Consider the following 20,020-nt stretch of genomic DNA (forward strand, 5'->3'; position numbering starts at 1 on the left):
TCAGCAGGCTCGTGGGCGGCCACCTCAACAGCCGCCTCGCCGAGCTCACGCCCTGGGCCTGGAAGGCCGCTCAGCCTGCCCACTGAACGTCAAGCAATCGGCAGGCGGTGGAAAAGCCGCGCTTACGTTCGACCAGGAAGGCCAAGCCTACGCAGGCTCGGGTCGTCAGCGGAAAATCAAGGTTACCGACGCGGTCGCGCGAGGCGACCTGGTGGTGAGCTCCGACACGGCTGTTCCCCCGCGATCCCTTACCCTGCTTGGCGTTGCATTTTCCTGCCCGAAGGCGCCCCTTCGGAGGCGAGTGTTAATGTGAGGGCCGGGCGCCTGGGCTCGGGCGCGCTCAAAGTGAGCGCCCAGACGTTTGACGCAAGCCAGGGCGTGAGGCCAAGTCCGTCCGACGAGCACTGTGCTCTGAGCAAATGGGGGAGTGGGCGAAATGCTTCGCGAGCTTTTGAATCAAGTTGCCGTTCTTTTGAAGGACGAATAAGGTCTGACCTCGACCGAGTATTCGACCATGGGCGGTGCGATGGCCGGCGGCGTTTTCACCGCCTCCGACGCCCTGTCGCAAGCTGCGGGTACTGCGATCGACAACGTCGTTAACGCAGTCTCCGGCGGCGACGCCGCCGCTGAGTGACGGCGGGCCGCGCCGGTTCTCGGCGCGGCGCCCCAGTCATGGACGAACTAGAATCTGTGTTGAACCTGACCCTTCTGGCTTTGCTGGCGGGGTCAGTTTTTTCCGATCTTACCCGAAGGCTGATACCCAATTTCGTCTGCCTGGGGGTCTTTCTGCTTGGTCTAATCCACGGCGTGCTGATCAGCTCAGGCGAGTTGATCTACTCTCTGGTGGGTTGCGGCATCGTACTGCTGGGCGGCCTGGGACTTCACCAGAAGAAGGTCCTCGGCGGCGGCGACATCAAGCTGATTTCGGCGCTCAGCGTGTGGCTCTTGCCGATCGAGCTGTCGCGTTTTGTGCTGTCAATCATGGTCGCCGGCGGCGTTGTGGGCGCCTGCTATCTGGCGGTCGGATTCGTCCGGCGGCTGCGAGACAAGCAAGCCCCGGCCGCGGCGGGCGTACCATACGCCCTGGCCATCGTTGGGGGGTTCCTGGCCTTGCGGCCAGAAATGCTGACGACAACGGTGTGGTGACGCGATGGTCAGGGAGCTTCAGTCTTGAGTAATCCGAAGAGCGCCGCGCGCCCGGGCGGGCTGTTGATCAGGAACCTGCTCATGTTCCTTGCGGCCGCGATGGTGGCCGGGGTCGTTGTGCACCTGGTCAAGACCCAGGTGTTCCCGCGCCTTCCGGCGCCCATCGCGGAACTCGTGGGGGCCCGGACGTGAGCGAAACCGATCTGTTCGGCGTCCGGGGCGGCAAGAAGCCGACCTCCAAGCTTGCCCCCTTGATCAAGAACGTCAGCCTGTTCCTTGGCGCCCTGTTGATCACCATCACGCTGGGCTCCTTCCTGAAGGCCAACGCCGGCGGCGGCGACAGCAAGCCGGGCGCCTTCTATCTGCAAGCCACCAGCGCCATGAAGCCCGGCGATGTGATCAGCCCCGAGAGCGCAGTGTGGCGCTCGGCAGTGGGCAAGCGCAGCGGGGAATGGATCACCGACAGCTCCAAGAAATCAGAGGCCTACTGGGGCTGGCGGGTGGTCTCGCCGATCCGCGCCGGCCAGCCTGTGTTCAAGCAATCCGTCATCGCCGTAAACGCCGGCGCATCGAACCTGGAGCTGCCGCCCGGCAAGGTCGGCTTCGTGCTCATGGGCGACGAACTCTCCGTGGCCACCGAGATGCTGCGTGAGGGCAGTTGGGTGAACATCATCGCCGTGGTCGGCGGCGCCCGAAACAAGGCCATCGCCGAGTCGCCCTCCGTCGCCACCGTGGTGGAAGGCTCCCAGGTCCTGCATGTTCGGGCTGGCCTCAAGCGGGGCGGGCGCGGCCTGGATCCTTCCGTGACCATCGCCGTCTCGCCGGAAGAAGCCGAGGACCTGGCCGCCTGGCGTCAGGCCGGCGCGCTCGTGGTGGTGCTGGCCAGCGCCGACAGCCCCCGCTCGGCCCATCAGGGCGCCCTTCGCCAGATCTGGGATGTGGAAACCGTCTCCGATCCGGCCGAGACGGACGATGACTCCTCCGCCTACGCGACAGCCCAGGGGCCGTCCGCGCCCACCCGCAGCGTCTCGGTGGTCACGCCTTCGGGTATCTCGCAGCAGGACCTGCAATGATGCGCCGCCTGCTGCTGGCGGCCGTCGTCTGGGTGCTGGCGTCGCCCGCGTTGGCCCAGGGTCGCACCACGATCTCTGAGGGCGGCTTCCTGGTCTTGACCCCCTCAGGCGACGTGAGCTCCGTGGTCATGTCCAACGACAGCACCCTGAAGGTGGATGTGCGCGGCGCCCGGAAGATCGTGCTGTTCGGGATGAAGGAGGGCTCCGCCGACGTCATGCTGATGAACGCGGCCAACCAGCAGATCGAGCGGCGGACCGTCGAGGTGGTCGCCGACACCGCCAACCTCGCGGCCTTGATTTCACGCACCGCCCAGGTGCCGAACCTGTCGGTGTCGAAGACCGCCGGCGTGGCTGTGTTGACCGGCGACGCGCCGAACGCCGCCACGGTTGTTCTGGCTGGCGACATCGCCGCCGGCGCCTTGCCTGGGGTCAAGATCATCAATCTGATCCGCAGCGCCACCAACGACCAACTCGCCGTTTCGGTCCGGGTTCTGGAGGTCCGCCGCAACAAGGCCCGGGAGCTCGGCATCCGCTGGCAGGCGCAGAACCGGTTCAACGGCGGCACAGGAGCGATCGGGAACCTCTTCGCCAACGCCATCGGCACAGCTACAACCACCGACCTGTTCGCCGCGGCGAAGTTCACCATCGACCGGCTGGTCCTGGACACCTTCCTGAATTATCTGCGCTCCGAGGGGGCGGCCACGATGCTGGCGGAGCCGACTATCGTCGCCACCAGCGGCCAGAAGGCCCGCTTCCTGGCCGGCGGGGAACTCCCGGTCCCAAGTCCCCAGGCCAACGCGGTGACGAACAACGCGGTGGGGTACACTTACAAGCCCTACGGCGTGACCCTGGAGTTCACCGCCCTCATCATTGACGGCGAGTCGGTCCGCCTGCAACTCGCCCCGGAAGTCAGCCAGGTGGACACGGCCAATATCGTCGAGTTCAACGGCGCCAAGGTGCCGGGCCTGATCACCCGCAAGACCGAAACCACGGTCACCCTGAAATTCGGGGAGAGCGTGGCCATCGCCGGCCTTCGCTCGGCGGAGTCACAGAGCAACAAGCGGGGGCTGCCCTTCCAGACCCCCTTCGACATTGGCGACAAGCTGGCCGGCTCGCGGGGCTCCAGCGCCAGCGACACCGAGCTGGTGCTGATCGTGACCCCCGAACGGGTGGAGGATGCGGCCAAGCGGATGCCGTCGCCGACCGTCGAGGCGAACCTGTCGCCTCTGAAATGACCAGCCTTCCTGATCGTCGGCAGATCGTCTCGGCCCTCGTCGACGAGGCGGCGCGCGCCTATCCTACCGCGCGGGTCGGAGCCTTGGCCGTCGAGCCGGAAACCCTCCGCGACTTTTTCCTGAGTCTGCTCGCCCGTGGCCCCGATGCTCCGGGCCAGGACGCCGACGATCTGGCCCAGAGCGCGATTGACGAAGTCCTGGGCTATGGTCCGATCCAGTCCTTGATGACCGACCCCGGGGTTACCGACATCCTGATCAATGGTTGGGACGCCATTGTGTACGAGAAGGGGGGGCGGCTGACGCCCTTCGCCGGCGCCTTCTTCGGCCCAGAGCACTTGGTGGCCTTTGTCCATCGCCATGTGGCCAGGGCCGAACGCGCGATCAATCGCGCCAATCCCTGGGTCGATGTCGAACTGCCCGACGGGTCGCGGATGCATGCCGTCGCGCCTCCGGTCGCCATGGGCGGTCCCTTCGTCTCAATCCGCCGCTTTCCGGCGCGTCCCTACACCCTGGCGGACCTGGAGCGCATGGGCGGCGTCACCGCCGACCAGCGCCTGTGGCTGGAGACGGCCGTGGATAGGCGGTTGAACGTGATCGTCGCCGGCGCGCCAGGGGTGGGCAAGACCACGCTGCTGGGCGCCATGCTCAGTCGGGTGCCGGCCGATCAGCGGATCGTGCTGGTGGAGGATGTCAGCGAGCTGAAGGTGGATCATCCCCACTGCATCAAACTGCAGACGCGTCGGATCGACCATGGCGACGGGGAGCAGGCCAATATCCGCAAGCTGGTGCGGGAGACCCTGCGGATGCGGCCCGACCGCCTGGTGGTGGGGGAGGTGCGCGGCGAGGAGGTGTTCGACATGATCGCCGCGATGTCGATCGGACTGGCGGGATCCCTGAGCACCTTGCACGCCGGCTCGGTCAGCGGCGCTGTTCACCGCCTGGAGTCGCTGTACGCCTCCGCGACCGCCGGGCAGTCGGGAATCAACCCAAGCCAGGCCTTACGTGACGCCATCGACGCCATTGTCTTCCTGCATCGCGACGCCTCGGGGCGTCGGCTGGTGTCGGAGATTCACAGGCTGGAACGCGCCTAGTGTCCTGGCTGCGCGCTCTGCCCTGGCCCGCCCTGATGGTGGGATTGGTGGCTCTGAGCGCCACGGCCTGGTGGGCCAAGAGTCTGCTCATGGGCCTGGTTCTGGGTTTGGGCGCCCTGATCCTGATGACTCAGCTGCTGCGCGGCCGTCAGGCCAACATGTTTGCCGCCGAACGCGCCGCGGTGGCGCGCCTGATGGAGCAGGTCAGCCCCATATCCCGGTCAGGCACGCCGCTGCTGGCCGCCATGGCGACCTGTGCGCAGGGTTCGCCCCATCCTGGTCCCCAGGCCCTCGCCCAAGCCCTGCAGGGGCTGTCGACGGGCCAGCCTGAGGGGATCGCCGCGCGGTGGGTCGAGGCCTGGCCGCTCTCCAACCTGACCTATCGCCTCTGCCTGGTGCATCGTGAGCAGGGGGGTGCGCCGGAGGGATTCCTCATGGCCTTCCGCGAGGCCCTGGGCATGGCCGAGGACCTGGCCAAGAAGCGGAACCTGGCCCTGATCCAGATCCGCTGGCAGGCCAATATCATGACCGCCTTCTTCTTCCTGGTGTTGTTGGCCTCGGCCGCGCGGGCCGGCCCGCTGTTCGCCAGCCTGCTGGCCACCGATGAGGGGCGGCTGATGGTGACCTTGTCGGCATCCCTGGTGATCTGGGGGCGGGTCAGCCTGAACCTGATTTCGGACGCCATGAAGTGAGCCTGATCGATCGCCTGCGGAAGACCGCTGCTCTGGAGGACGAGGCCTGCGAGCTGGTTGCGGTCGCCACTCTGGCCGCGTCAGAGGCCGGCTCGCCGCCGGCCAGCGCCCTGGCCCTGGCTCTTGATGTCACCGCCGTCCGCTTCGGGCCTGTGATCGAGACGCTCCGCGTGCTGGAGCGCCGCTTCCGCTTTGGCCTGGACGGCGGGGAGGTGGCGCGGAGTCTGACGTCCACTGGTCCTGGGGCGGCCCTGGTGTCAGAAGTCGCCGAGGCCGAGAGGAATGGAGATGATCTCCGCGAACGGATGCAGATTTTCCTGAAGAACAGTTTTGAGCGCCGGGAATACGAGCTCCGCCAGCGGATAGAGGTGTTCCCGGTCTATATGATCGTGGTCCTGGTTCTGTTCTTCATGCCGGCGATCCTAATCGTCCTTGTCGGCCCATCCTTCTTCACACTCCTGCGCGTGCTCTACGAAGTCTGAGTCGCGCTCAATCTGAGCGCCCGCATCCTAGGGATCGACAGGCATCCATATTACAAAATTATCTACGATTGCCCGGCGCCTGTCCCGATGCTGCTGATGCTGAGCGTTCATCCCAGCCGGCGACACGATCTGGAAACCCCCGACTGGCTGCGCACCGATCCGATGCTGGACGTGCGCCAGTACCTGGACGGCTGGGGCAATATCTGCAGCCGTATCCTGGCGCCGGCCGGCCGCCTGACGCTCTCGGCCGACTTCGTCATCGCCGACGATGGCCAGCCTGACGTGATCTCACCCTTCGCGCCCCAGGCGGCCGTCGAGGACCTGCCCGAGGACGTGCTGATCTTCCTGCTGGGCAGCCGCTACTGCGAGACCGACCGGCTGAGCGACATCGCCTGGTCGATGTTCCAGTCCACCGAGCCCGGTTGGCCCCGGGTCCAGGCCATCGTCGACTGGGTGCATGACCACATCCAGTTCGGCTACGAGCACGCCCGGCCGACCATGACCGCCTTCGAGGCCTATTGCGAAGGCCGCGGCGTCTGCCGCGACTACGCCCACCTTGCCGTCGCCTTCTGCCGCTGCATGAACATCCCGGCGCGCTACTGCACGGGCTATCTGGGCGACATCGGCGTGCCCATCGTCGGCGAGATGGATTTCAGCGCCTGGTTCGAGGTCTATCTGGGGGGCAAGTGGCACACCTTTGACGCCCGTAACAACAAGCCCCGCATCGGCCGGGTGCTGATCGCCCGTGGCCGCGACGCCACCGACGTGGCCATCGCCAACACCTTCGGACCCGCCATCCTCAGCGGCTTCAAGGTGGTCAGCTACGACCTGCCGGACCCCGCCTAGTCCTCGATAGATCCGGTGCGGGCCCGCATGTCGGCATAGGCGTCCAGGGCACGCTGGCGGGCGAAGGCGTGGTCGACGATGGGCCTGGGGTAGGTGGCGCCCAGCCGCACGCCGCTCAACGGAATTCTGGGCATGGGACGGGTGCTGGCGAAGGAGGGCCTGACCGACCGACAACAGGGTCAGGTGGAGGTCATCCTGCAGTCGGGCGAGATGCTGCACGGCCTGCTCAACGACCTGCTGGACGTCTCCAAGATCGAGGCCGGGAAGTTGACGATCGAGGAAGGAGAGGTCGACCTGGCCGAGGTCGCGCGCTCATCGCTCGCCACCCTCTCGCTCATGGCCGCGGAAAAGGACGTCACCGTCACCCTGGAGATCGCGCCAGAGGCGGAAGGGATCTTCCGTGGAGACCCGACGCGCGTTCGGCAGATCGTCAACAATCTTGTCTCCAACGCCCTGAAGTTCACCTCTCAGGGCGAGATAGCCTTGAAGGTGTCGCGGCCCGAGGGCGAGTTGCGGTTCGCCGTCCGCGACACCGGCATCGGAATTTCGGCCGACAAGATCGGTGATCTGTTTCAGAAATTCACCCAGGCCGACCCCTCGATCACCCGAAGGTTTGGGGGCACAGGCCTTGGCTTGGCGATCTCTCGCGAACTCGCCCGTCTGATGGGCGGCGATGTCAGTGTCGAGAGCCAGGAGGGGATCGGCTCGACCTTTACCGTCAAGCTCCCGCTGGCCCGGTTGGAGGGCGCGCGATCCACGCTCGCGGTGGCCGAGGTCGAGGAAGCCGAGTTCGGCGACCCTGGGGCGCTCCGCATCCTTGTCGCCGAGGACAATCCCGTGAACCAGATCGTCATCCAAACCATCCTGCAGCAGGCCGGTCTCAATCCCGTCGTGGTCAATGACGGTCAGGAAGCTGTGAACGCTTGGCGGGAGTCCGATTGGGACCTGATCCTCATGGACGCTCAGATGCCGGTGATGGACGGCCTGACCGCGACCCGGGCCATTCGCCAGGAAGAGGCTCGCCAGGGGGGGCACGCACCCCCGTCCTCGCCCTGACAGCCAACGTGATGGCCCACCACCTGAACGCCTACCTGCAGGCCGGCATGGATGGGCTCGTCGCCAAGCCGGTTGATCCGTCCAAATTGCTGCTCGCCATCGAAGCCGCGCTGGATGGCGCGGCGCTGGCCGTGCAGCCTGGGGGCTAGAGACGGCCCCATGGCGCGCGCAGCCTTCGCCATCGCGCCCTGGCCCGGCGCGGGGGTGGTATCGGCGAGAACGATAGCGGAGTGGGCGACAACCTCGCCCCAGGCCTGACGCTCAGAGGCCGAGGATCAGCTGTTGCGCCGGCAGGCGGACCACGAGGCCGGCCAAGCCCTCGGTGAGCCTGATCTGGCAGGCCAGGCGGGAGCCGGCATCGACGTCGCTGGCGAAGTCCAGCATCGACTCCTCCAGGGCCGAGGGTTCGCCCGCGCGGACGCGCCAATCTGGATCGACATGGACGTGGCAGGTGACGCAGCAGCAGTTGCCGCCGCAGACGCCGTCAATGCCGGGGACCTCGCCCCGCCGCGCCAGGCTCATCAGCGACCATCCCGGGCGCAGCGGGAGGTGAAAGGCCTCGCCCTGGCGGGTGATGAAGGTGACGCCTTGCGTCGCCGCGGAGATCAGACCACCAGCACCCAGGCCACCATGAAGACCACGGCGCCCAGGGTGGTCCAGAGCAGCATGTTGACCAGCATGCGGATCATGCCGCGCTCGTGCTCGTCAACGACGCCGAGCGCGTCGCAAACCGCGTTGGCAGGCGCCATCAGGAGATGGAACATGGTCAGTCTTTCGTTAGAGCCGGGGTGAAGTCCGGCCGGGTGGCGGCGGCAAGCCAGGGCGATCCCGCGGTCTGAAGCGACAGTCCGCCCAGGCCGAAGGCCAGCAGCCAGAGGGTCTTGAGGCCCTCGGCGGCGATGTAGATGACGTGCAGAGGCGACGCCGGCGGCGTGGCGCCAGCGATGATGGCCGCGACGCGGGCGTCGAGCAGCGGCAAGAGCCACAGAGCCTGGGCCAGGACGACGATGGCGGGAAGCGCCAGGGCGAACCACCAGCCGCGCGGGGGCGCCCAGATCGCCCCGAAGCCGGCGAGGCCAAGCAGCAGGACGATCTCCACACGATTGTAGAGGTGGAAGGTTTGTCGCCCGACCTCCAGCGCCACGGGCAGGCTCAGAGAGGGCGCGAGGAACTTGGCGGGGGTCGCGAGGAAGGCGACGCCAAGCGTCAGGCCGGCCCACAGCAGGATCAGGCCCGGACCAAGGCGGGAAGGGGGCGTGGAAATGGAAGGCGTGTTCATCGGCAGGTCTGTCGGCTTGTGGTTTAAACATGTATCTACAATATTTGTTTAAGCTCGCCTAGGCCCCGCGCGGATCGGCCGCGCCCGCCTGGGGGAAGGAGCGACCGTGTTCATCACCCCCGAACCGACGCCCAATCCCAACGCCATGAAGTTCACGCCGTCCGCCGACGCCGGAGGGACCCTGCTGGCCCTGGAAGGCGTCCTGACCGCCGCGCTGCTGGCCCTGCCTGGGGTGGGCGGGATCTTTGTCGCGCCAAGCTACGTGACGGTGACCCGGACCCCCGGGCGGTCCTGGGTTCGGCTGAACCCCAAGGTGATCGTCGCCCTGAGCGACGTCCTGCTCCAGGCGCGTCGCGCACCGCCGCAAGCCGTCGGCTCGGCAGGGGCGCCCGAGGCGTCCGGCGGCTTCGACCTGGAGGCCGAGATCCGCGGGGTCCTGGACCGGCATGTGCGGCCCGGCGTAGCGCGCGACGGCGGGGACATCCTGTTTGATCGCTTTGACGCACAGACCGGCGTGCTCTGGATCCGGATGCGCGGCGCCTGCGGCGGCTGCCCGTCGGCGCGCCTGACCCTGAAGGGCGGGGTGCAACGGATCGTGCAGTACTATGTCCCCGAGGTGGTCGGAGTGGAGGAGGCGGCCAACGAACCGACGGAGACCGTCACGGTGGGTGAGCGCCTGAAGGCCTGGGCCGCGCGGCTCGATGGCCGCTCAGGACCGCCGGCCCGCACGACCTTCAGCCACCAGGGCCGGCCGATCACGATCGAACGTGCCTAGGGATCGACAAGCTCGATGGGGGGGGCGCGGGCCAGCAGGGCCTGCAGGGCGCCTTGGTTTGCCACCAGATCGGCCAGGCTGTAGCCGTCCAGGACCTGGAGGAAGGCGGCGCGGGCCTCGTGCAGGGCGCGGCGCAGCTTGCAGGCCGGGGTGATGACGCAGGCGCCGTTGATGGGATCGAAGCAGGGGACCAGGGCCATGTCCGGCTCGGTGCGGCGCACCACCTCGCCCAGAATGATCTCCTCGGGCGCCCGGGCCAGGCGCAGGCCGCCACCCTTGCCCCGTACCGTGTGGATATAGCCGGTCAGGCCGAGCTCATAAACCACCTTCATGAGGTGGTTGCGGGAAATCCCATAGCTGGCGGCGATCTCGGATATGGTGGGCAGGCGGTCGCGATGCAGGGCCACGTACATCAGCACCCGCAACGAGAAATCGGTATAGACGGTCAGTCGCATTCTCGTCCTTCAGCCGGCCCTGCAAGCAAGAGATAGCATCTAACTAATTAGAATCGATCAGGTTTATGCGCTTGAATCGATTTGATCCAAAGGCGCCGAGATCTGAGTGTCTGGCGCCGGGGCATGCTGACCGCGCCCGTCAAACCTCCCAGCCCCGGCAGGAGATGGATCCGCCCGCGCCTCGATTTGGCAATCCTCTCTATGGGGCTGCGACCGGGGCCGTCGAGCGCATGCCCGCATAGGCCTCCAGCGCCCGCTGGCGGGCGAAGGCATGATCGACGATCGGCCTGGGGTAGGTGGCGCCCAGCCGCACGCCCGATCCGGCCAGCACGGGGACTGGGGCGGTCCAGGGGGCGTGGATCACCTTGGCGGGCAGACGGGCGAGCTCCGGGACCCAGCGGCGGATGTAGTCGCCCGGAGGATCGAATTTCTCGCTCTGAAGCACGGGGTTGAAGATGCGGAAATAGGGGGAGGCGTCGGCGCCTGAGCCCGCGACCCACTGCCAGTTGCCGGCGTTCGAGGCGTGGTCGGCGTCCACCAGGGTGTCCCAGAACCACTGCTCCCCCAGCCGCCAGTCGATCAACAGGTGCTTGGTGAGGAAAGAGGCCACGATCATGCGGACGCGGTTGTGCATCCAGCCGGTGGTCCAGAGCTGGCGCATGCCGGCGTCGACGATGGGGTAGCCGGTGGCGCCGCGTTTCCAGGCCTCCAGGCCCGGCGGATCATCGCGCCAGGGGAAGGCGTCGAACTTCGGGTCGAAGCTGATCTTGGCGAGATCCGCCGTGCGGGCGATGGCGGCGTTGAATTCCCGCCAGCCGAGCTCGGCCAGGAACTTCTCGATCTCCCCGTCGCTGGCCTTGCCATGATGGGCGGCGGCCTGGGCGGCGCGCCAGCAGGCCTTGGGGCTGATCTCGCCGAAGTGCAGGTGGGGGGAGAGGCGCGACGTGCCCTCGACGGCGGGCCGGTCGCGGTCGGTGGAATAGGTTCTCAGGGCCTGGCGGGTGAAGGTTTCCAGCGCGGCGCCGGCGCCGGCCTCGCCAGGCGCCCAGTCCCTAAAGCCCGTGGACCAGTCCGGCGCCGTGGGGTGCAGCCGCCAATCGGCGAGCCGGTCGGTGGCGGGCCAGGCGTCGGGGGCGGGCAGGGTGTCTGGCGTCGGGATCGGCCCCCCGTCACTGACCGCCTGCCGCGCCGTTCGCCAGAAGGGCGTGAAGACGCTGAACGCGCCGCCGGCCTTGGTCTTCACCGCGTCCAAATTGACCAGGTGGCCGCCATTGAAGCGATGGGGCTCGACCTCCTGAGCCTTCAGCGCCACGGCTAGGGCCTTGTCGCGTTCGGGGTGGCCAGGATCAAAGAGAGCGTTCCAACACACCGACGCCGCCCCGGTCTCGAGGGCCAGCTGGATGACGATGTCAGCGGCGACGCCGCGGCGCAGGATGAGCCGCGAGCCTATGGCGTCCAGTCCCGCGCCAAGTGCTGCCAGGGACTTGTCCAGCCACCAGAGCGAGGCCGCCCCAGGCGCGCGCAGGCCCGGCGTTTCGTCCAGCACATAGAGGGGGATCACCGCGCCGCCTGACCGCACCGCCGCCTCCAGCGCCGGGTTGTCGGCCAGGCGCAGGTCCCGGCGGAACCAGACGATCGTGGGTGCGGGCATCAGAAGAACTCGTCGAGGAAGCGGTAGAAGTCGAGGCGGGCCTCATCTAGCTCGGCGAGAGGATAGTGGGTCCGCAGCAGACGTACGGCGTCGACCTGCGGATGGTTGCGTTTGGCCGAGCGCAGGAAGAGCGCCAGATCCTGATAGCGGTCGGCGATCCCGAACCGGCCAAGGTCGATGAGGGTGACACCCGCGCCGTCGTCCCAGACGAAGTTGGGCAGGCTGGCGTCGCCGTGCGTCAGGACCAGATCCTCGGTCACCGGGATCATGGCGGTGAGCCGGGTCCAGGCCTCCGCCGCCGTGAGGCCCAGGCGCTCGGCGTCGAAGTCGGTCTCGTCGACCGCGCCGTCCACGAGGCGGGCTTGCGCCTCCACCAGCTTGAGGGCCAGCCGCTGGTCAAAGGGACAGTCGGCGATCGGGACGGCGTGCAGGACGGCCAGGGCGCGGAGGGTGGCGGTGAGAGCCGCCTCCGCATCCGCCGCCGGGACATGGGAGAGGGCGGCGCCCGGCGCGGCCGCCATGACCAGGGCGAGGTCATCGGCCACCGGGCCCGACCACAGCACTTGAGGGACGGGCGCCTTGCCGGCGAGCCAGCGCAGGACGCCGGTTTCGCGCGCCAGCGCGCTGGCGTTCCAGGTCTCCGAACGCCTGGCGATCTTGACGAAGGCCTCGCCACACCGCGCCACCAGATCGCCTGACCGGCCGTGGTCGATGACCTCCGGCTCAAGGGGGGCCTCCAGCCCCGCCGCCGCCAACACCCGCGCGATACGCACCTTCAGCCCTTTGTTAAGCGCCACCGCCCTAGTCTCCCGCCTCTGACCGCCTCTGACCGCCACTGACGGAAGCCCAATCGCGATGGACGGCGCCCAGCCTGCCCAATTCCGCTCCGCCCGCCGGACCAGCGAGCGCATCCACATCCTGGGGGGCGACATCGATCTGGTGCGTCCTGAGGAGGTGATGCATCACATCGGCCGGTTCATCAGCGCCGGCAAGAAGGCGATCATCGCCAACCACAACAGCCACAGCCTCTACCTGCTGAAGACGCGCCCCGAGCTGGCCAGCTTCTTCGCCAAGGCCGACCTCATCGAGATGGACTCCACCCCGGTGATCTTCTTCGCCCGGCTGCTGGGCATGCCCAGCCGCACCTTCCATCGGTGCAGCTATGTCGATTTCCGCCCCCTGTTCTGGTCGATGGTGGCGGCCAAGGGCTACCGCGTCTTCTATGTCGGTGGCGCGCCCGGCGTGGTGGAGACCGCGTCAGAGCGGCTGATGGCCAAGTATCCCGGCGCGGTGATCGGCGGCCGCGATGGCTATTTCGAGGCTGAGCCCGGCTCGCCGGGCAATACCGAGGCCCTGGCGCAGATCGCCGCCTTTAAGCCCGACATCCTGTTCGTCGGCATGGGCATGCCGCGGCAGGAACTGTGGATCGAGGCCAATCTCGAGGCCCTGCCCAACTGCGTAATCATGCCGGTGGGCGCCGCCTTCGACTACGAGGCCGATGTCCAGGTCGCCCCGCCGCCGTGGATGAGCGACGCGGGCCTGGTCTGGGCCTTCCGCCTGGCTCAGGAGCCGCGGCGGATGTTCGCCCGCTATTGCCTGGAGCCGTGGGCCCTTTTGCCCCTGGCCTTCAAGGACATCGCCGCGGCCATCGCGCGACGCCGGGCGCCGCTGCAGATCACCACCTCGGCCTGAGGAAGAGACGCCGGGCTAGGCCATCGCCCGCCGATGCCCTACCGTCGCGCCGCGCGGGGACATGGCGGAACTGGTAGACGCGCCAGACTTAAAATCCGTTGGGCCTGAGGCCCGTGCCGGTTCGAGTCCGGCCGCCCGCACCATCCTTGACTGACTAGTGCTTGGCGTCGTCGAGGGCGCCGCCGAGGTCGCCCTGCTTGAGCTGGCCGGTCACCTTGTCCTGCTTCCCCTGGTCTTTGAGGTCCTTGTCGCCAAGGAGCGCTCCGGCCCCGGACTCGAGGGAACCGACCGTCTCCTGCTTGCGCCCGGCTTCGCGGTCGCAGGCCGCAAGCGCGGTGGTGGCGGCGATCAGGGTGAGGGCGAGGAGGGGCATGCGGGGCATCTGTTCGATCCGTCTTTGCTAAGCCAGATCGCCAGAACGCAGACCGCGCGGCTTTCGATCCCGATCTAAGGACCCGCGGGCGCCTCGACGCCGGGCTGGCGGGCGGCGCGGGGCTTGAAGAAACCCTTCATCAGCCGGCCGGCCAGGAGGGCGGCGGCGATGTCCTTGAGCGCCAGGCCCAGCAGGAACCAGGGCTCGACCAGGTAGCGGCCGGCCAGGCGCTTGGGATCGGCCAGCAGGCGGGCCAGCCATTCAAAGCCCATGCGGGCGGCCCAGCGGGGCGGGGAGTACTGGACGCCCGCCTCGTAGTCGAAGGCCGCGCCGATGGAATAGGTGACGCAGGGCGGCAGCTTGTCGAGGTGATGCAGCAGCCAGACCTCCTGGCGCGGCATGCCCATGCCCACGAACAGCACGTCGGGCTGGAAGGCCTCGATCTGGGCCAGGATGGCGGCGTTGTCGGCCGATCCGGGGGCGGCGTCGAAATAGCCGTCGCGGACGCCGATGACCGCGTTGGGATACTTCTCGGAGAGCGCCTCGGCGGCCTTTTCCGGCACGCCGGGCGCGCCGCCCAGATAGAAGACCCGCCAGCCGTGACGGTTGGCCAGGCTCCAGAAGTGGTGGCGCCAATCCAGATAGGTCCAGCGGTGGAAGCCGCGGGCGTTCAGGCCCACAAGCCGGCTGAGCAGCACCATGGGGCCTGAGTCCACCATGGTCAGGTTCGCGAAGTCGAAATAGCGGCGGAACTCGGCGTTCCGGCCCATCAGATAGACGCTATGGGCGTTGTGGTTGGCGACCACGAACCGCTGCTTGCGCGCGATGTGGTCGGCCACGTGGTGCATGATCTCTTCCAGCCGCACGAGATCCATGGTCACGCCCAGGATGCGGATGCGCTCCACCGGGCGGCGGGTCTTGCGATAGGGGCGGCGGGCGTCGCTTCTGCGGTCCACGGCTCGATACGTCCTGCATCTGTGCGCCGGCGATGCGGCGGGATCGGACGAGGAGCCTAGGGCGTGCGGGTTAAGGATGCGTCGCAGCGCGTCAGGTGATCGGGCCTCGATCACAACGGACAACATGCCAAGTCCGGTCTTTGTGCCGCAAATGACACGTCCGCACCTCGATGAAGGACGGTTCACCAGGACCGTTCCAGGCGCCGAGGTAGAGATCTGCCGTCGCCCCACGACGGTCCGGTGAATAGGTGGGCTTTGTCACAGCGAACCTCGGCCCGGTCGCGTCAGGAGCGATGATCTTCGGTGCGGCGACGCCAAGCCGGCGCCAATCACAGTCCTGCCGGTACTCGACACCATCCCCAAGCGGGCCGGTGTTGACCAAGGGCGACCGAGGGGGATCGACGCCCCATCCGACTTGGGATTTTCCAATAGCGACCAGTACGGCGCAGTCTGTCGCGGTGGCCAGTTGTATCTGGGCGGGCGGACCCGCGATGACTGCCGTAAGGACTGAGATGGCGAGCATCATTCGTGGCTTCCCATGATCACATCAGTCCCAGCGCCTTGAAGCTGGCCGTGCCGTCGCGGCCAACGACCAGATGGTCGTGGATGACGATGCGTAGCGAGCGGCCGGCCTCGATGATCTCGCGGGTCATGGCGACGTCGGCCTGGGACGGGGTCGGGTCACCCGACGGGTGGTTGTGGACCAGGATGAGGGCGCTGGCCGAGAGTTCGAGCGCCCGGCGCATGACCTCGCGGGGATAGACGGGGGCGTGGTCGACGGTGCCGTGGTTCATCACCTCGTCGGCGATGAGCTGGTTCTTCTTGTCGAGGAACATGACGCGGAACTGTTCGCGCGGGGCGTGGGCGATGGCGGTCTTCACATAGGCGGCGAGCTGGGCCGAGGAGGTGATGACCGGGCGCTTGGACACCGCCTCGCGGCCGGTGCGCAGAGACGCCTCGTGCAGGAGTTTGAGGTCGAGGGCGACGCTCTCGCCGATCCCCTTGACGGTGACGAGCTCGGGGATGGTGGCGCCCAGCACCCCGCCCAAGGAGCCGAAGCGGGTGAGCAGGGCCTTGGCCAGCGGCTTGACGTCGCCGCGCGGGATGGCGCGGAACAGGAAGAGTTCGAGCAGTTCGTAGTCGGGCAGGGCGGCGGTCCCGCCGTCGAGGGCGCGGGTGCGCAGGCGCTCGCGGTGGCCGTGATAGTGCGGCTGGACCTTCGGAAGCGGCGGGCTGGGCCCCGCCCACAGGGCCGACAGGTCGGAGACTTCGCCGGGACTGGTCACGCCTTGCACCCCACCGCCAGGACAGGCAGTATCGTTCCTGAAATGTTCGCGGATTGCAAGGGGTGATCATGCACGCAAGGATCGCGCTGCTGCGGGCGATCAATGTCGGCGGCAAGACCAAGCTGGCCATGAGCGACCTGAAGGCGGTGTTCGAGGCCCTGGGCTTCACCGCGGTGCGCACCCTGCTGCAGACTGGCAATGTGGTCTTCGCGGGCGACGGGGCGGACGCTGAGGTGGAGGCGCGGCTGGAGGCGGCGCTGGCGCAGCGGGTCGGGCTTGAGACCGAGGTGCTGGTGCGCTCGGGCGAGGCCTGGCGGGAGATGATCGCCGCCAACCCCTATCCGGATGCGGCGCGGGACGATCCGAGCCACATGGTGGTCATGCCCCTGAAGGCGGCGCCGGATGCTGAGGCGCTGGCGGCGCTGCGGGCGGCGATCAAGGGGCGCGAGCAGGTGAGCCTGGCGGGGCGTTGCGCCTACCTGGTCTATCCCGACGGGATCGGGACCTCGAAGCTGACGATCAAGGTCATTGAGGCCAAGCTCGCGACCAAGGGCACTGGCCGGAACTGGAACACCGTGCTCAAGCTGGCGGAAGCGGTGGCCGGGGCGCAGTGAAGCGGCCCGAGCGCCTGCGGTCTGGAGCGCCCATGAAGCCGAGCCGTCGCGCCGTCATCGCCGCCGCCGCATCCTCTGGGCTGGCCGGATTGCCTGAGGCCGTGCGCGCCGCGGGCTGGACCCTGCCGCCGGAGCGCGGGGTCAGGGAGATCGAGCACACCTGGATCCCCATGCGCGACGGGGTGCGGCTGTCGGCGCGGCTGTTCCTGCCGGAAGGCCAGGGCGCAAGTCCGGCGGTGCTGGAATACATCCCCTATCGCAAGCGCGACGGCTACCGGAGCCACGACAGCGCCTGGGGCCGGCAGATGGCCAGCCGCGGCTTCGCCTATGTGCGGGTCGACGTGCGCGGGTCGGGCGACTCCGAAGGCGTGCTGACCGATGAGTACGCCGAGCCGGAGCTGGCCGACGGCGAGACGGTCATTGACTGGATTTCGCGCCAGCCCTGGTGCTCCGGCGCGGTCGGGATGCGCGGCCTGTCCTGGGGCGGGATCAACACCCTGCAGGTCGCCGCCCGGCGACCCAAGGCGCTGAAGGCGATCATGGCGCTGGGGACCACCGACACCCGCTATGGCGGCGACGCCCACTATGTCGGCGGCGCGGTCGGACACACGAACCTGCAGTGGGGCGTGCTGTTCAAGACGGTCATGGCCGGCCCGCCCGATCCGGCGGTGGTGGGCGAGGCCTGGGAGACGATGTGGCGGCAGCGCCTGGACTCCACGCCGGCGATCCTGCGGACCTGGCTGGAGCACCAGACCAACGACGCCTATTGGCGGCGCGGCTCCATCGACCAGGACTGGAGCGCGATCCAGGTCCCGACCTATGTCGTCTCCGGCTGGCGGGACGCCTATGCCGATCCTGTGCCGCGGCTGCTGGAGCACCTGGCGGTTCCGCGCAAGGGGATGATCGGGCCCTGGGGGCACACCTATCCTTGGGCCGCGACGCCGCAGGGCCTGGACTGGGCCGTGGAGGAGCTGCGCTGGTGGACGCAGTGGCTGGTCGGCGAGGAGACCGGCCTGATGGCCGAGCCGATGCTGCGGGTCTTCATGCCCTACGCCGCCTGGGAGGAGACCGCGCCCAAGCCCGTGCCGGGCCGCTGGATCGCCGAACCTGTCTGGCCCGCGCCGACGATTGCGGCCAGTCGCCTGCACCTGACGGCGAAGGGCCTGGCGGAGGCGCCGGGGTCCGGACGGGCGAGCGTGCGCGGCGGCAAGGTCGTGGGGCTGACCAAGCCGGAATGGATCGACCGTCCGCCGATGGAGCAGGGACTGGACGACGCCAGGTCGCTCACCTTCGACAGCCCGCCGCTGGAGACAGACCTGGAGATCCTGGGCTGTCCGGTGCTGCGGGTACGGGTGCGCGCCGACAAGCCGGTGGCGACGCTGGCCGTCCGCCTGACCGAGGTGACGCCCGAGGGGCGCTCGTGGCTGGTGAGCTGGGGTGTGAAAAACCTGACCCACCGGACGTCCGACGCCGAGCCGGAGCCGCTTAAGCCGGGCGTCTTCTATGACATCGAAGTTCCGCTGATCGTCGCGGGGCGGCGGTTCAACACGGGGTCGCGCATCCGCGTGGCGCTGTCAGAGGGCCTGTGGCCGCTGGTCTGGCCGTCGCCGGAGACGGTGTCGCTCGACCTGGACCTGGCCCATTGCAGCCTGGACCTGCCGGTGCGGCCGCAGGAGATGACGCCCGCGCCCTTCGCCGTGCCGGAACGCCGAGGGGAGGGCGAGACGCCGGGGCCGATCACCACTCAGCCGGTCTCGCCCGGCCGCTACCGCATTACCCTGGACAGCCCGCCGGTCCCCTTCACCTGGCCGGACATCGGCAGCACGGTGTCGCGCGCGCGGTGGGAGACGGTGGAGCTGACCGAGGGCGAGCCCAACAGCGGGGTGTGGCGCCAGAAGGCGGTCAGCGCCTGGTCGCGGGGCGACTGGGCCTGCGAGGTGACGGCGACGGTCGAGCTGCGGTCGACGCCCGGCGAGTTCCTGCTTTCGGAAAGCCTGAGCGCCCGAAAGTCCGGCGAGGTGGTGTTTGAGCGGGTCAGCGACGTGCGGATCCCCCGCCGCCTGGTCTGAGACGACTTAGGCCGCGTCCCCGTCCATGCGCCCGGCGAGATCCCGGGTCATGATGTCCGCCAACTGGTGGCCCGACAGCCAGGCGCTTTCCACGCGCGGGGTGAGCAGCCAATCGCCGCAAACGCCGAGCCGCAGGGTCGGGTTCCAGAGCGGGCCGATGTCCAGGCCGGTCGACTTGGCGAACCGCCAGCGGTGGCCGTGGCGGGCGATGGGCGTGCGGGGCGGGACCCCGGTGATCTCGAATAGCTCGGCCAGCAGGATGTCGGCCACCTCGTCCGGCGTGCGTTCGAGGTGCGCCTGGGACCAGGCGGGTTGGGCCTGGGCGACCCACGCCTCGGGGCCGGCGCGGTCCGGCTTTGAGGTGTTGCGGGCCGCCCAGGCCAGGACGCGGCCGTCACGGAGAACGGGGGAGGACGTCTCCAGCGGCGCGTCAAAGGCGAACAATCCGGTCCAGCAGGGCTGGCTGACCGAGGCGGAACTCCTGTTCATGAAGTCGATGTCGTTGAGGGCCAGGAGCGGCATGGCCTGTTCGGCCGGCAGGGCGATGATGACCGCGTCGAAGGGGGCCTCGTCGCCCTCCTTCAGGTGTAGCCGCCACACCCGTCCCTCGCGGCTGACGCCGCCGACAAAGGTGTTCCAGCGGATATCGTGCTCGGCGGCCATGGCCTTCAGCGGCGCGGCCATGGTCGGCACGCCCACCCAGGCGCCGGGGCCGGCCTCCGGCCAGGGGGCGACCAGCTCCTTGGCCAGCCAGCCGGCGACCTCGGTGGCGAAGTCGCGGTCGCGGACGGTGAAGTACTGGGCGCCCATGTCGAACACGGCTTCGCCCAGCGGGGTTGCGATCCGGCGCGAGGCGAGGCGCCCGGACGGCCCCTTGCCCTTGTCGAACAGCCGCGCCTCCATGCCCAGGGCCCGAAGACGTTTGGCGCAGGCCAGCCCCGCCAATCCGGCGCCGATGATCGCAAGGCGCATGGCGCTCAGCGCCCCATCAGCTCGAGCACGTCCTTGCGGCTGGCCCGGTCGTCTTCGTAGACGCCCAGGAAGCGGCGCGTGACCATGGCGACGTCGGGGGTCTTCACCCCGCGGCCGGTCATGCAGCCGTGGGTCGCCTCGATCACCACCGCGACGCCGCGGGGCTTCAGGTGGGTCCAGATGCAGTCGGCGACCTCGGCGGTCATGCGCTCCTGCACCTGCAGGCGGCTGGCGTAGCCCTGGACCACGCGGGCCAGCTTGGAGATGCCCACCACCC

At 68.5% G+C, this 20,020-nt stretch carries 26 protein-coding genes; 14 read left to right on the plus strand and 12 right to left on the minus strand.

The genetic code is table 11. The features are described 5' to 3' along the window. The first annotated feature begins 693 nt into the window (after positions 1 to 693). The 8 genes from ACE3TA_RS22335 (at position 694) to ACE3TA_RS22370 (ending at position 6,565) form a co-directional block, all read left to right on the plus strand. Positions 694 to 1,146 (plus strand): prepilin peptidase, encoded by a 453-nt coding sequence (locus tag ACE3TA_RS22335; RefSeq protein WP_374576532.1) that lies wholly within the window; start codon positions 694 to 696, stop codon positions 1,144 to 1,146. A 24-nt stretch (positions 1,147 to 1,170) separates the two neighbouring features. After that, positions 1,171 to 1,338, plus strand: coding sequence for a hypothetical protein (locus tag ACE3TA_RS22340; RefSeq protein ID WP_374576533.1), 168 nt, complete (start codon positions 1,171 to 1,173; stop codon positions 1,336 to 1,338). Further along, positions 1,335 to 2,219, plus strand: coding sequence for an RcpC/CpaB family pilus assembly protein (locus tag ACE3TA_RS22345; RefSeq protein ID WP_374576534.1), 885 nt, complete (start codon positions 1,335 to 1,337; stop codon positions 2,217 to 2,219). Before ACE3TA_RS22340 ends, ACE3TA_RS22345 begins: the two co-directional genes overlap by 4 nt. Beyond that, positions 2,219 to 3,454: a type II and III secretion system protein family protein gene (locus tag ACE3TA_RS22350; RefSeq protein ID WP_374576535.1), complete on the plus strand. Its 1,236-nt coding sequence runs from the start codon at positions 2,219 to 2,221 to the stop codon at positions 3,452 to 3,454. Before ACE3TA_RS22345 ends, ACE3TA_RS22350 begins: the two co-directional genes overlap by 1 nt. Further along, the gene (locus ACE3TA_RS22355; RefSeq protein ID WP_374576536.1) at positions 3,451 to 4,545 is read left to right on the plus strand and encodes a CpaF family protein; all 1,095 of its coding nucleotides are present in this window, start codon (positions 3,451 to 3,453) and stop codon (positions 4,543 to 4,545) included. Before ACE3TA_RS22350 ends, ACE3TA_RS22355 begins: the two co-directional genes overlap by 4 nt. Continuing rightward, a complete protein-coding gene (locus ACE3TA_RS22360) occupies positions 4,545 to 5,237 on the plus strand; it encodes a hypothetical protein (RefSeq protein WP_374576537.1) in 693 nt (230 codons plus the stop codon). The genes ACE3TA_RS22355 and ACE3TA_RS22360 overlap by 1 nt, the downstream gene beginning before the upstream one ends. Further along, the gene (locus tag ACE3TA_RS22365; protein WP_374576538.1) at positions 5,234 to 5,719 is read left to right on the plus strand and encodes a type II secretion system F family protein; all 486 of its coding nucleotides are present in this window, start codon (positions 5,234 to 5,236) and stop codon (positions 5,717 to 5,719) included. Before ACE3TA_RS22360 ends, ACE3TA_RS22365 begins: the two co-directional genes overlap by 4 nt. An 87-nt stretch (positions 5,720 to 5,806) precedes the next feature. Then, positions 5,807 to 6,565, plus strand: a complete 759-nt coding sequence (locus tag ACE3TA_RS22370) for a transglutaminase family protein (RefSeq protein WP_374576539.1) — start codon at positions 5,807 to 5,809, stop codon at positions 6,563 to 6,565. Here ACE3TA_RS22370 and ACE3TA_RS22375 read toward each other — a convergent pair. Continuing rightward, the gene (locus ACE3TA_RS22375; protein WP_374576540.1) at positions 6,562 to 6,699 is read right to left on the minus strand and encodes a hypothetical protein; all 138 of its coding nucleotides are present in this window, start codon (positions 6,697 to 6,699) and stop codon (positions 6,562 to 6,564) included. The two genes, ACE3TA_RS22370 and ACE3TA_RS22375, sit on opposite strands and share 4 nt — an antisense overlap. Here ACE3TA_RS22375 and ACE3TA_RS22380 point away from each other — a divergent pair. Together ACE3TA_RS22380 and ACE3TA_RS22385 are read left to right on the plus strand one after the other, a co-directional pair. After that, positions 6,698 to 7,621 (plus strand): hybrid sensor histidine kinase/response regulator, encoded by a 924-nt coding sequence (locus ACE3TA_RS22380; protein WP_374576541.1) that lies wholly within the window; start codon positions 6,698 to 6,700, stop codon positions 7,619 to 7,621. The genes ACE3TA_RS22375 and ACE3TA_RS22380 overlap by 2 nt on opposite strands. An 11-nt stretch (positions 7,622 to 7,632) precedes the next feature. After that, entirely contained in the window at positions 7,633 to 7,770 is a 138-nt protein-coding gene (locus tag ACE3TA_RS22385) for a hypothetical protein (protein ID WP_374576542.1), read from the plus strand. A gap of 112 nt (positions 7,771 to 7,882) precedes the next feature. Here ACE3TA_RS22385 and ACE3TA_RS22390 read toward each other — a convergent pair whose 3' ends face one another. The 3 genes from ACE3TA_RS22390 to ACE3TA_RS22400 are packed head-to-tail and all read right to left on the minus strand — an operon-like array spanning position 7,883 to position 8,900. Then, on the minus strand, positions 7,883 to 8,281 hold the full coding sequence (locus tag ACE3TA_RS22390) for a 2Fe-2S iron-sulfur cluster-binding protein (protein ID WP_374576555.1): 399 nt from the start codon (positions 8,279 to 8,281) through the stop codon (positions 7,883 to 7,885). Then, positions 8,227 to 8,385 carry a hypothetical protein gene (locus ACE3TA_RS22395; RefSeq protein ID WP_293497754.1) on the minus strand — a complete coding sequence of 53 codons (159 nt, stop codon included), beginning with the start codon at positions 8,383 to 8,385 and terminating at the stop codon, positions 8,227 to 8,229. Before ACE3TA_RS22395 ends, ACE3TA_RS22390 begins: the two co-directional genes overlap by 55 nt. 2 nt (positions 8,386 to 8,387) lie before the next feature. Beyond that, a complete protein-coding gene (locus ACE3TA_RS22400) occupies positions 8,388 to 8,900 on the minus strand; it encodes a hypothetical protein (RefSeq protein WP_374576543.1) in 513 nt (170 codons plus the stop codon). Positions 8,901 to 9,006: 106 nt separating this feature from the next. Here ACE3TA_RS22400 and ACE3TA_RS22405 point away from each other — a divergent pair, with 106 nt between their 5' ends. Then, complete coding sequence (locus tag ACE3TA_RS22405; protein ID WP_374576544.1) at positions 9,007 to 9,675, plus strand: NifU family protein; 669 nt, start codon at positions 9,007 to 9,009, stop codon at positions 9,673 to 9,675. Here ACE3TA_RS22405 and ACE3TA_RS22410 read toward each other — a convergent pair. The 3 genes from ACE3TA_RS22410 to ACE3TA_RS22420 all read right to left on the minus strand — a co-directional run bounded on the left by ACE3TA_RS22410 (position 9,672) and on the right by ACE3TA_RS22420 (position 12,578). Further along, a complete protein-coding gene (locus ACE3TA_RS22410) occupies positions 9,672 to 10,130 on the minus strand; it encodes an Rrf2 family transcriptional regulator (protein WP_374576545.1) in 459 nt (152 codons plus the stop codon). The genes ACE3TA_RS22405 and ACE3TA_RS22410 overlap by 4 nt on opposite strands. Before the next feature lie 199 nt (positions 10,131 to 10,329). Further along, the gene (locus tag ACE3TA_RS22415) at positions 10,330 to 11,781 is read right to left on the minus strand and encodes a deoxyribodipyrimidine photo-lyase (RefSeq protein ID WP_374576546.1); all 1,452 of its coding nucleotides are present in this window, start codon (positions 11,779 to 11,781) and stop codon (positions 10,330 to 10,332) included. After that, positions 11,781 to 12,578: an APH(3') family aminoglycoside O-phosphotransferase gene (locus ACE3TA_RS22420; protein ID WP_374576547.1), complete on the minus strand. Its 798-nt coding sequence runs from the start codon at positions 12,576 to 12,578 to the stop codon at positions 11,781 to 11,783. The genes ACE3TA_RS22415 and ACE3TA_RS22420 overlap by 1 nt, the downstream gene beginning before the upstream one ends. Positions 12,579 to 12,636: 58 nt before the next feature. Between ACE3TA_RS22420 and ACE3TA_RS22425 the strand changes: the two genes are divergently transcribed. Further along, the gene (locus ACE3TA_RS22425; protein WP_374576548.1) at positions 12,637 to 13,473 is read left to right on the plus strand and encodes a WecB/TagA/CpsF family glycosyltransferase; all 837 of its coding nucleotides are present in this window, start codon (positions 12,637 to 12,639) and stop codon (positions 13,471 to 13,473) included. Between the two features lie 154 nt (positions 13,474 to 13,627). Here ACE3TA_RS22425 and ACE3TA_RS22430 read toward each other — a convergent pair whose 3' ends face one another. The 3 genes from ACE3TA_RS22430 to radC all read right to left on the minus strand — a co-directional run bounded on the left by ACE3TA_RS22430 (position 13,628) and on the right by radC (position 16,061). Continuing rightward, positions 13,628 to 13,855, minus strand: a complete 228-nt coding sequence (locus tag ACE3TA_RS22430) for a hypothetical protein (protein WP_374576549.1) — start codon at positions 13,853 to 13,855, stop codon at positions 13,628 to 13,630. A gap of 65 nt (positions 13,856 to 13,920) precedes the next feature. Next, positions 13,921 to 14,802: a WecB/TagA/CpsF family glycosyltransferase gene (locus ACE3TA_RS22435; protein ID WP_374576550.1), complete on the minus strand. Its 882-nt coding sequence runs from the start codon at positions 14,800 to 14,802 to the stop codon at positions 13,921 to 13,923. A 542-nt stretch (positions 14,803 to 15,344) separates the two neighbouring features. Further along, complete coding sequence (gene radC, locus ACE3TA_RS22440; protein ID WP_374576556.1) at positions 15,345 to 16,061, minus strand: DNA repair protein RadC; 717 nt, start codon at positions 16,059 to 16,061, stop codon at positions 15,345 to 15,347. Positions 16,062 to 16,156: 95 nt separating this feature from the next. On the opposite strand from radC, the gene ACE3TA_RS22445 reads away from it, so the two are divergent. Both ACE3TA_RS22445 and ACE3TA_RS22450 read left to right on the plus strand, forming a co-directional pair. After that, positions 16,157 to 16,702, plus strand: coding sequence for a DUF1697 domain-containing protein (locus ACE3TA_RS22445; RefSeq protein WP_374576551.1), 546 nt, complete (start codon positions 16,157 to 16,159; stop codon positions 16,700 to 16,702). Positions 16,703 to 16,734: 32 nt separating this feature from the next. Beyond that, positions 16,735 to 18,771 (plus strand): CocE/NonD family hydrolase, encoded by a 2,037-nt coding sequence (locus ACE3TA_RS22450; protein WP_374576552.1) that lies wholly within the window; start codon positions 16,735 to 16,737, stop codon positions 18,769 to 18,771. A gap of 6 nt (positions 18,772 to 18,777) precedes the next feature. Here ACE3TA_RS22450 and ACE3TA_RS22455 read toward each other — a convergent pair whose 3' ends face one another. Both ACE3TA_RS22455 and ACE3TA_RS22460 read right to left on the minus strand, forming a co-directional pair. Next, positions 18,778 to 19,743, minus strand: coding sequence for an NAD(P)/FAD-dependent oxidoreductase (locus ACE3TA_RS22455; RefSeq protein ID WP_374576553.1), 966 nt, complete (start codon positions 19,741 to 19,743; stop codon positions 18,778 to 18,780). Positions 19,744 to 19,748: 5 nt separating this feature from the next. After that, on the minus strand, positions 19,749 to 20,020 hold a 272-nt coding region (locus ACE3TA_RS22460), incomplete at its 5' end, for a GTP cyclohydrolase I (RefSeq protein ID WP_374576554.1).

The organism is Phenylobacterium sp., from assembly GCF_041916435.1.
Lineage (GTDB): Bacteria > Pseudomonadota > Alphaproteobacteria > Caulobacterales > Caulobacteraceae > Phenylobacterium.

Coding starts and splice junctions, on each gene's coding strand:
- ACE3TA_RS22355 (WP_374576536.1), top strand. CDS start 3,451: ATGACCAGCCTTCCTGATCGTCGGCAGATCGTCTCGGCCCTCGTCGAC.
- ACE3TA_RS22395 (WP_293497754.1), bottom strand. CDS start 8,385: ATGTTCCATCTCCTGATGGCGCCTGCCAACGCGGTTTGCGACGCGCTC.
- ACE3TA_RS22425 (WP_374576548.1), top strand. CDS start 12,637: ATGGACGGCGCCCAGCCTGCCCAATTCCGCTCCGCCCGCCGGACCAGC.
- ACE3TA_RS22445 (WP_374576551.1), top strand. CDS start 16,157: ATGCACGCAAGGATCGCGCTGCTGCGGGCGATCAATGTCGGCGGCAAG.
- ACE3TA_RS22370 (WP_374576539.1), top strand. CDS start 5,807: ATGCTGCTGATGCTGAGCGTTCATCCCAGCCGGCGACACGATCTGGAA.
- ACE3TA_RS22385 (WP_374576542.1), top strand. CDS start 7,633: ATGGCCCACCACCTGAACGCCTACCTGCAGGCCGGCATGGATGGGCTC.
- ACE3TA_RS22350 (WP_374576535.1), top strand. CDS start 2,219: ATGCGCCGCCTGCTGCTGGCGGCCGTCGTCTGGGTGCTGGCGTCGCCC.
- ACE3TA_RS22415 (WP_374576546.1), bottom strand. CDS start 11,781: ATGCCCGCACCCACGATCGTCTGGTTCCGCCGGGACCTGCGCCTGGCC.
- ACE3TA_RS22375 (WP_374576540.1), bottom strand. CDS start 6,699: ATGCCCAGAATTCCGTTGAGCGGCGTGCGGCTGGGCGCCACCTACCCC.
- ACE3TA_RS22450 (WP_374576552.1), top strand. CDS start 16,735: ATGAAGCCGAGCCGTCGCGCCGTCATCGCCGCCGCCGCATCCTCTGGG.
- ACE3TA_RS22410 (WP_374576545.1), bottom strand. CDS start 10,130: ATGCGACTGACCGTCTATACCGATTTCTCGTTGCGGGTGCTGATGTAC.
- ACE3TA_RS22380 (WP_374576541.1), top strand. CDS start 6,698: ATGGGACGGGTGCTGGCGAAGGAGGGCCTGACCGACCGACAACAGGGT.
- ACE3TA_RS22430 (WP_374576549.1), bottom strand. CDS start 13,855: ATGCCCCGCATGCCCCTCCTCGCCCTCACCCTGATCGCCGCCACCACC.
- ACE3TA_RS22455 (WP_374576553.1), bottom strand. CDS start 19,743: ATGCGCCTTGCGATCATCGGCGCCGGATTGGCGGGGCTGGCCTGCGCC.
- ACE3TA_RS22400 (WP_374576543.1), bottom strand. CDS start 8,900: ATGAACACGCCTTCCATTTCCACGCCCCCTTCCCGCCTTGGTCCGGGC.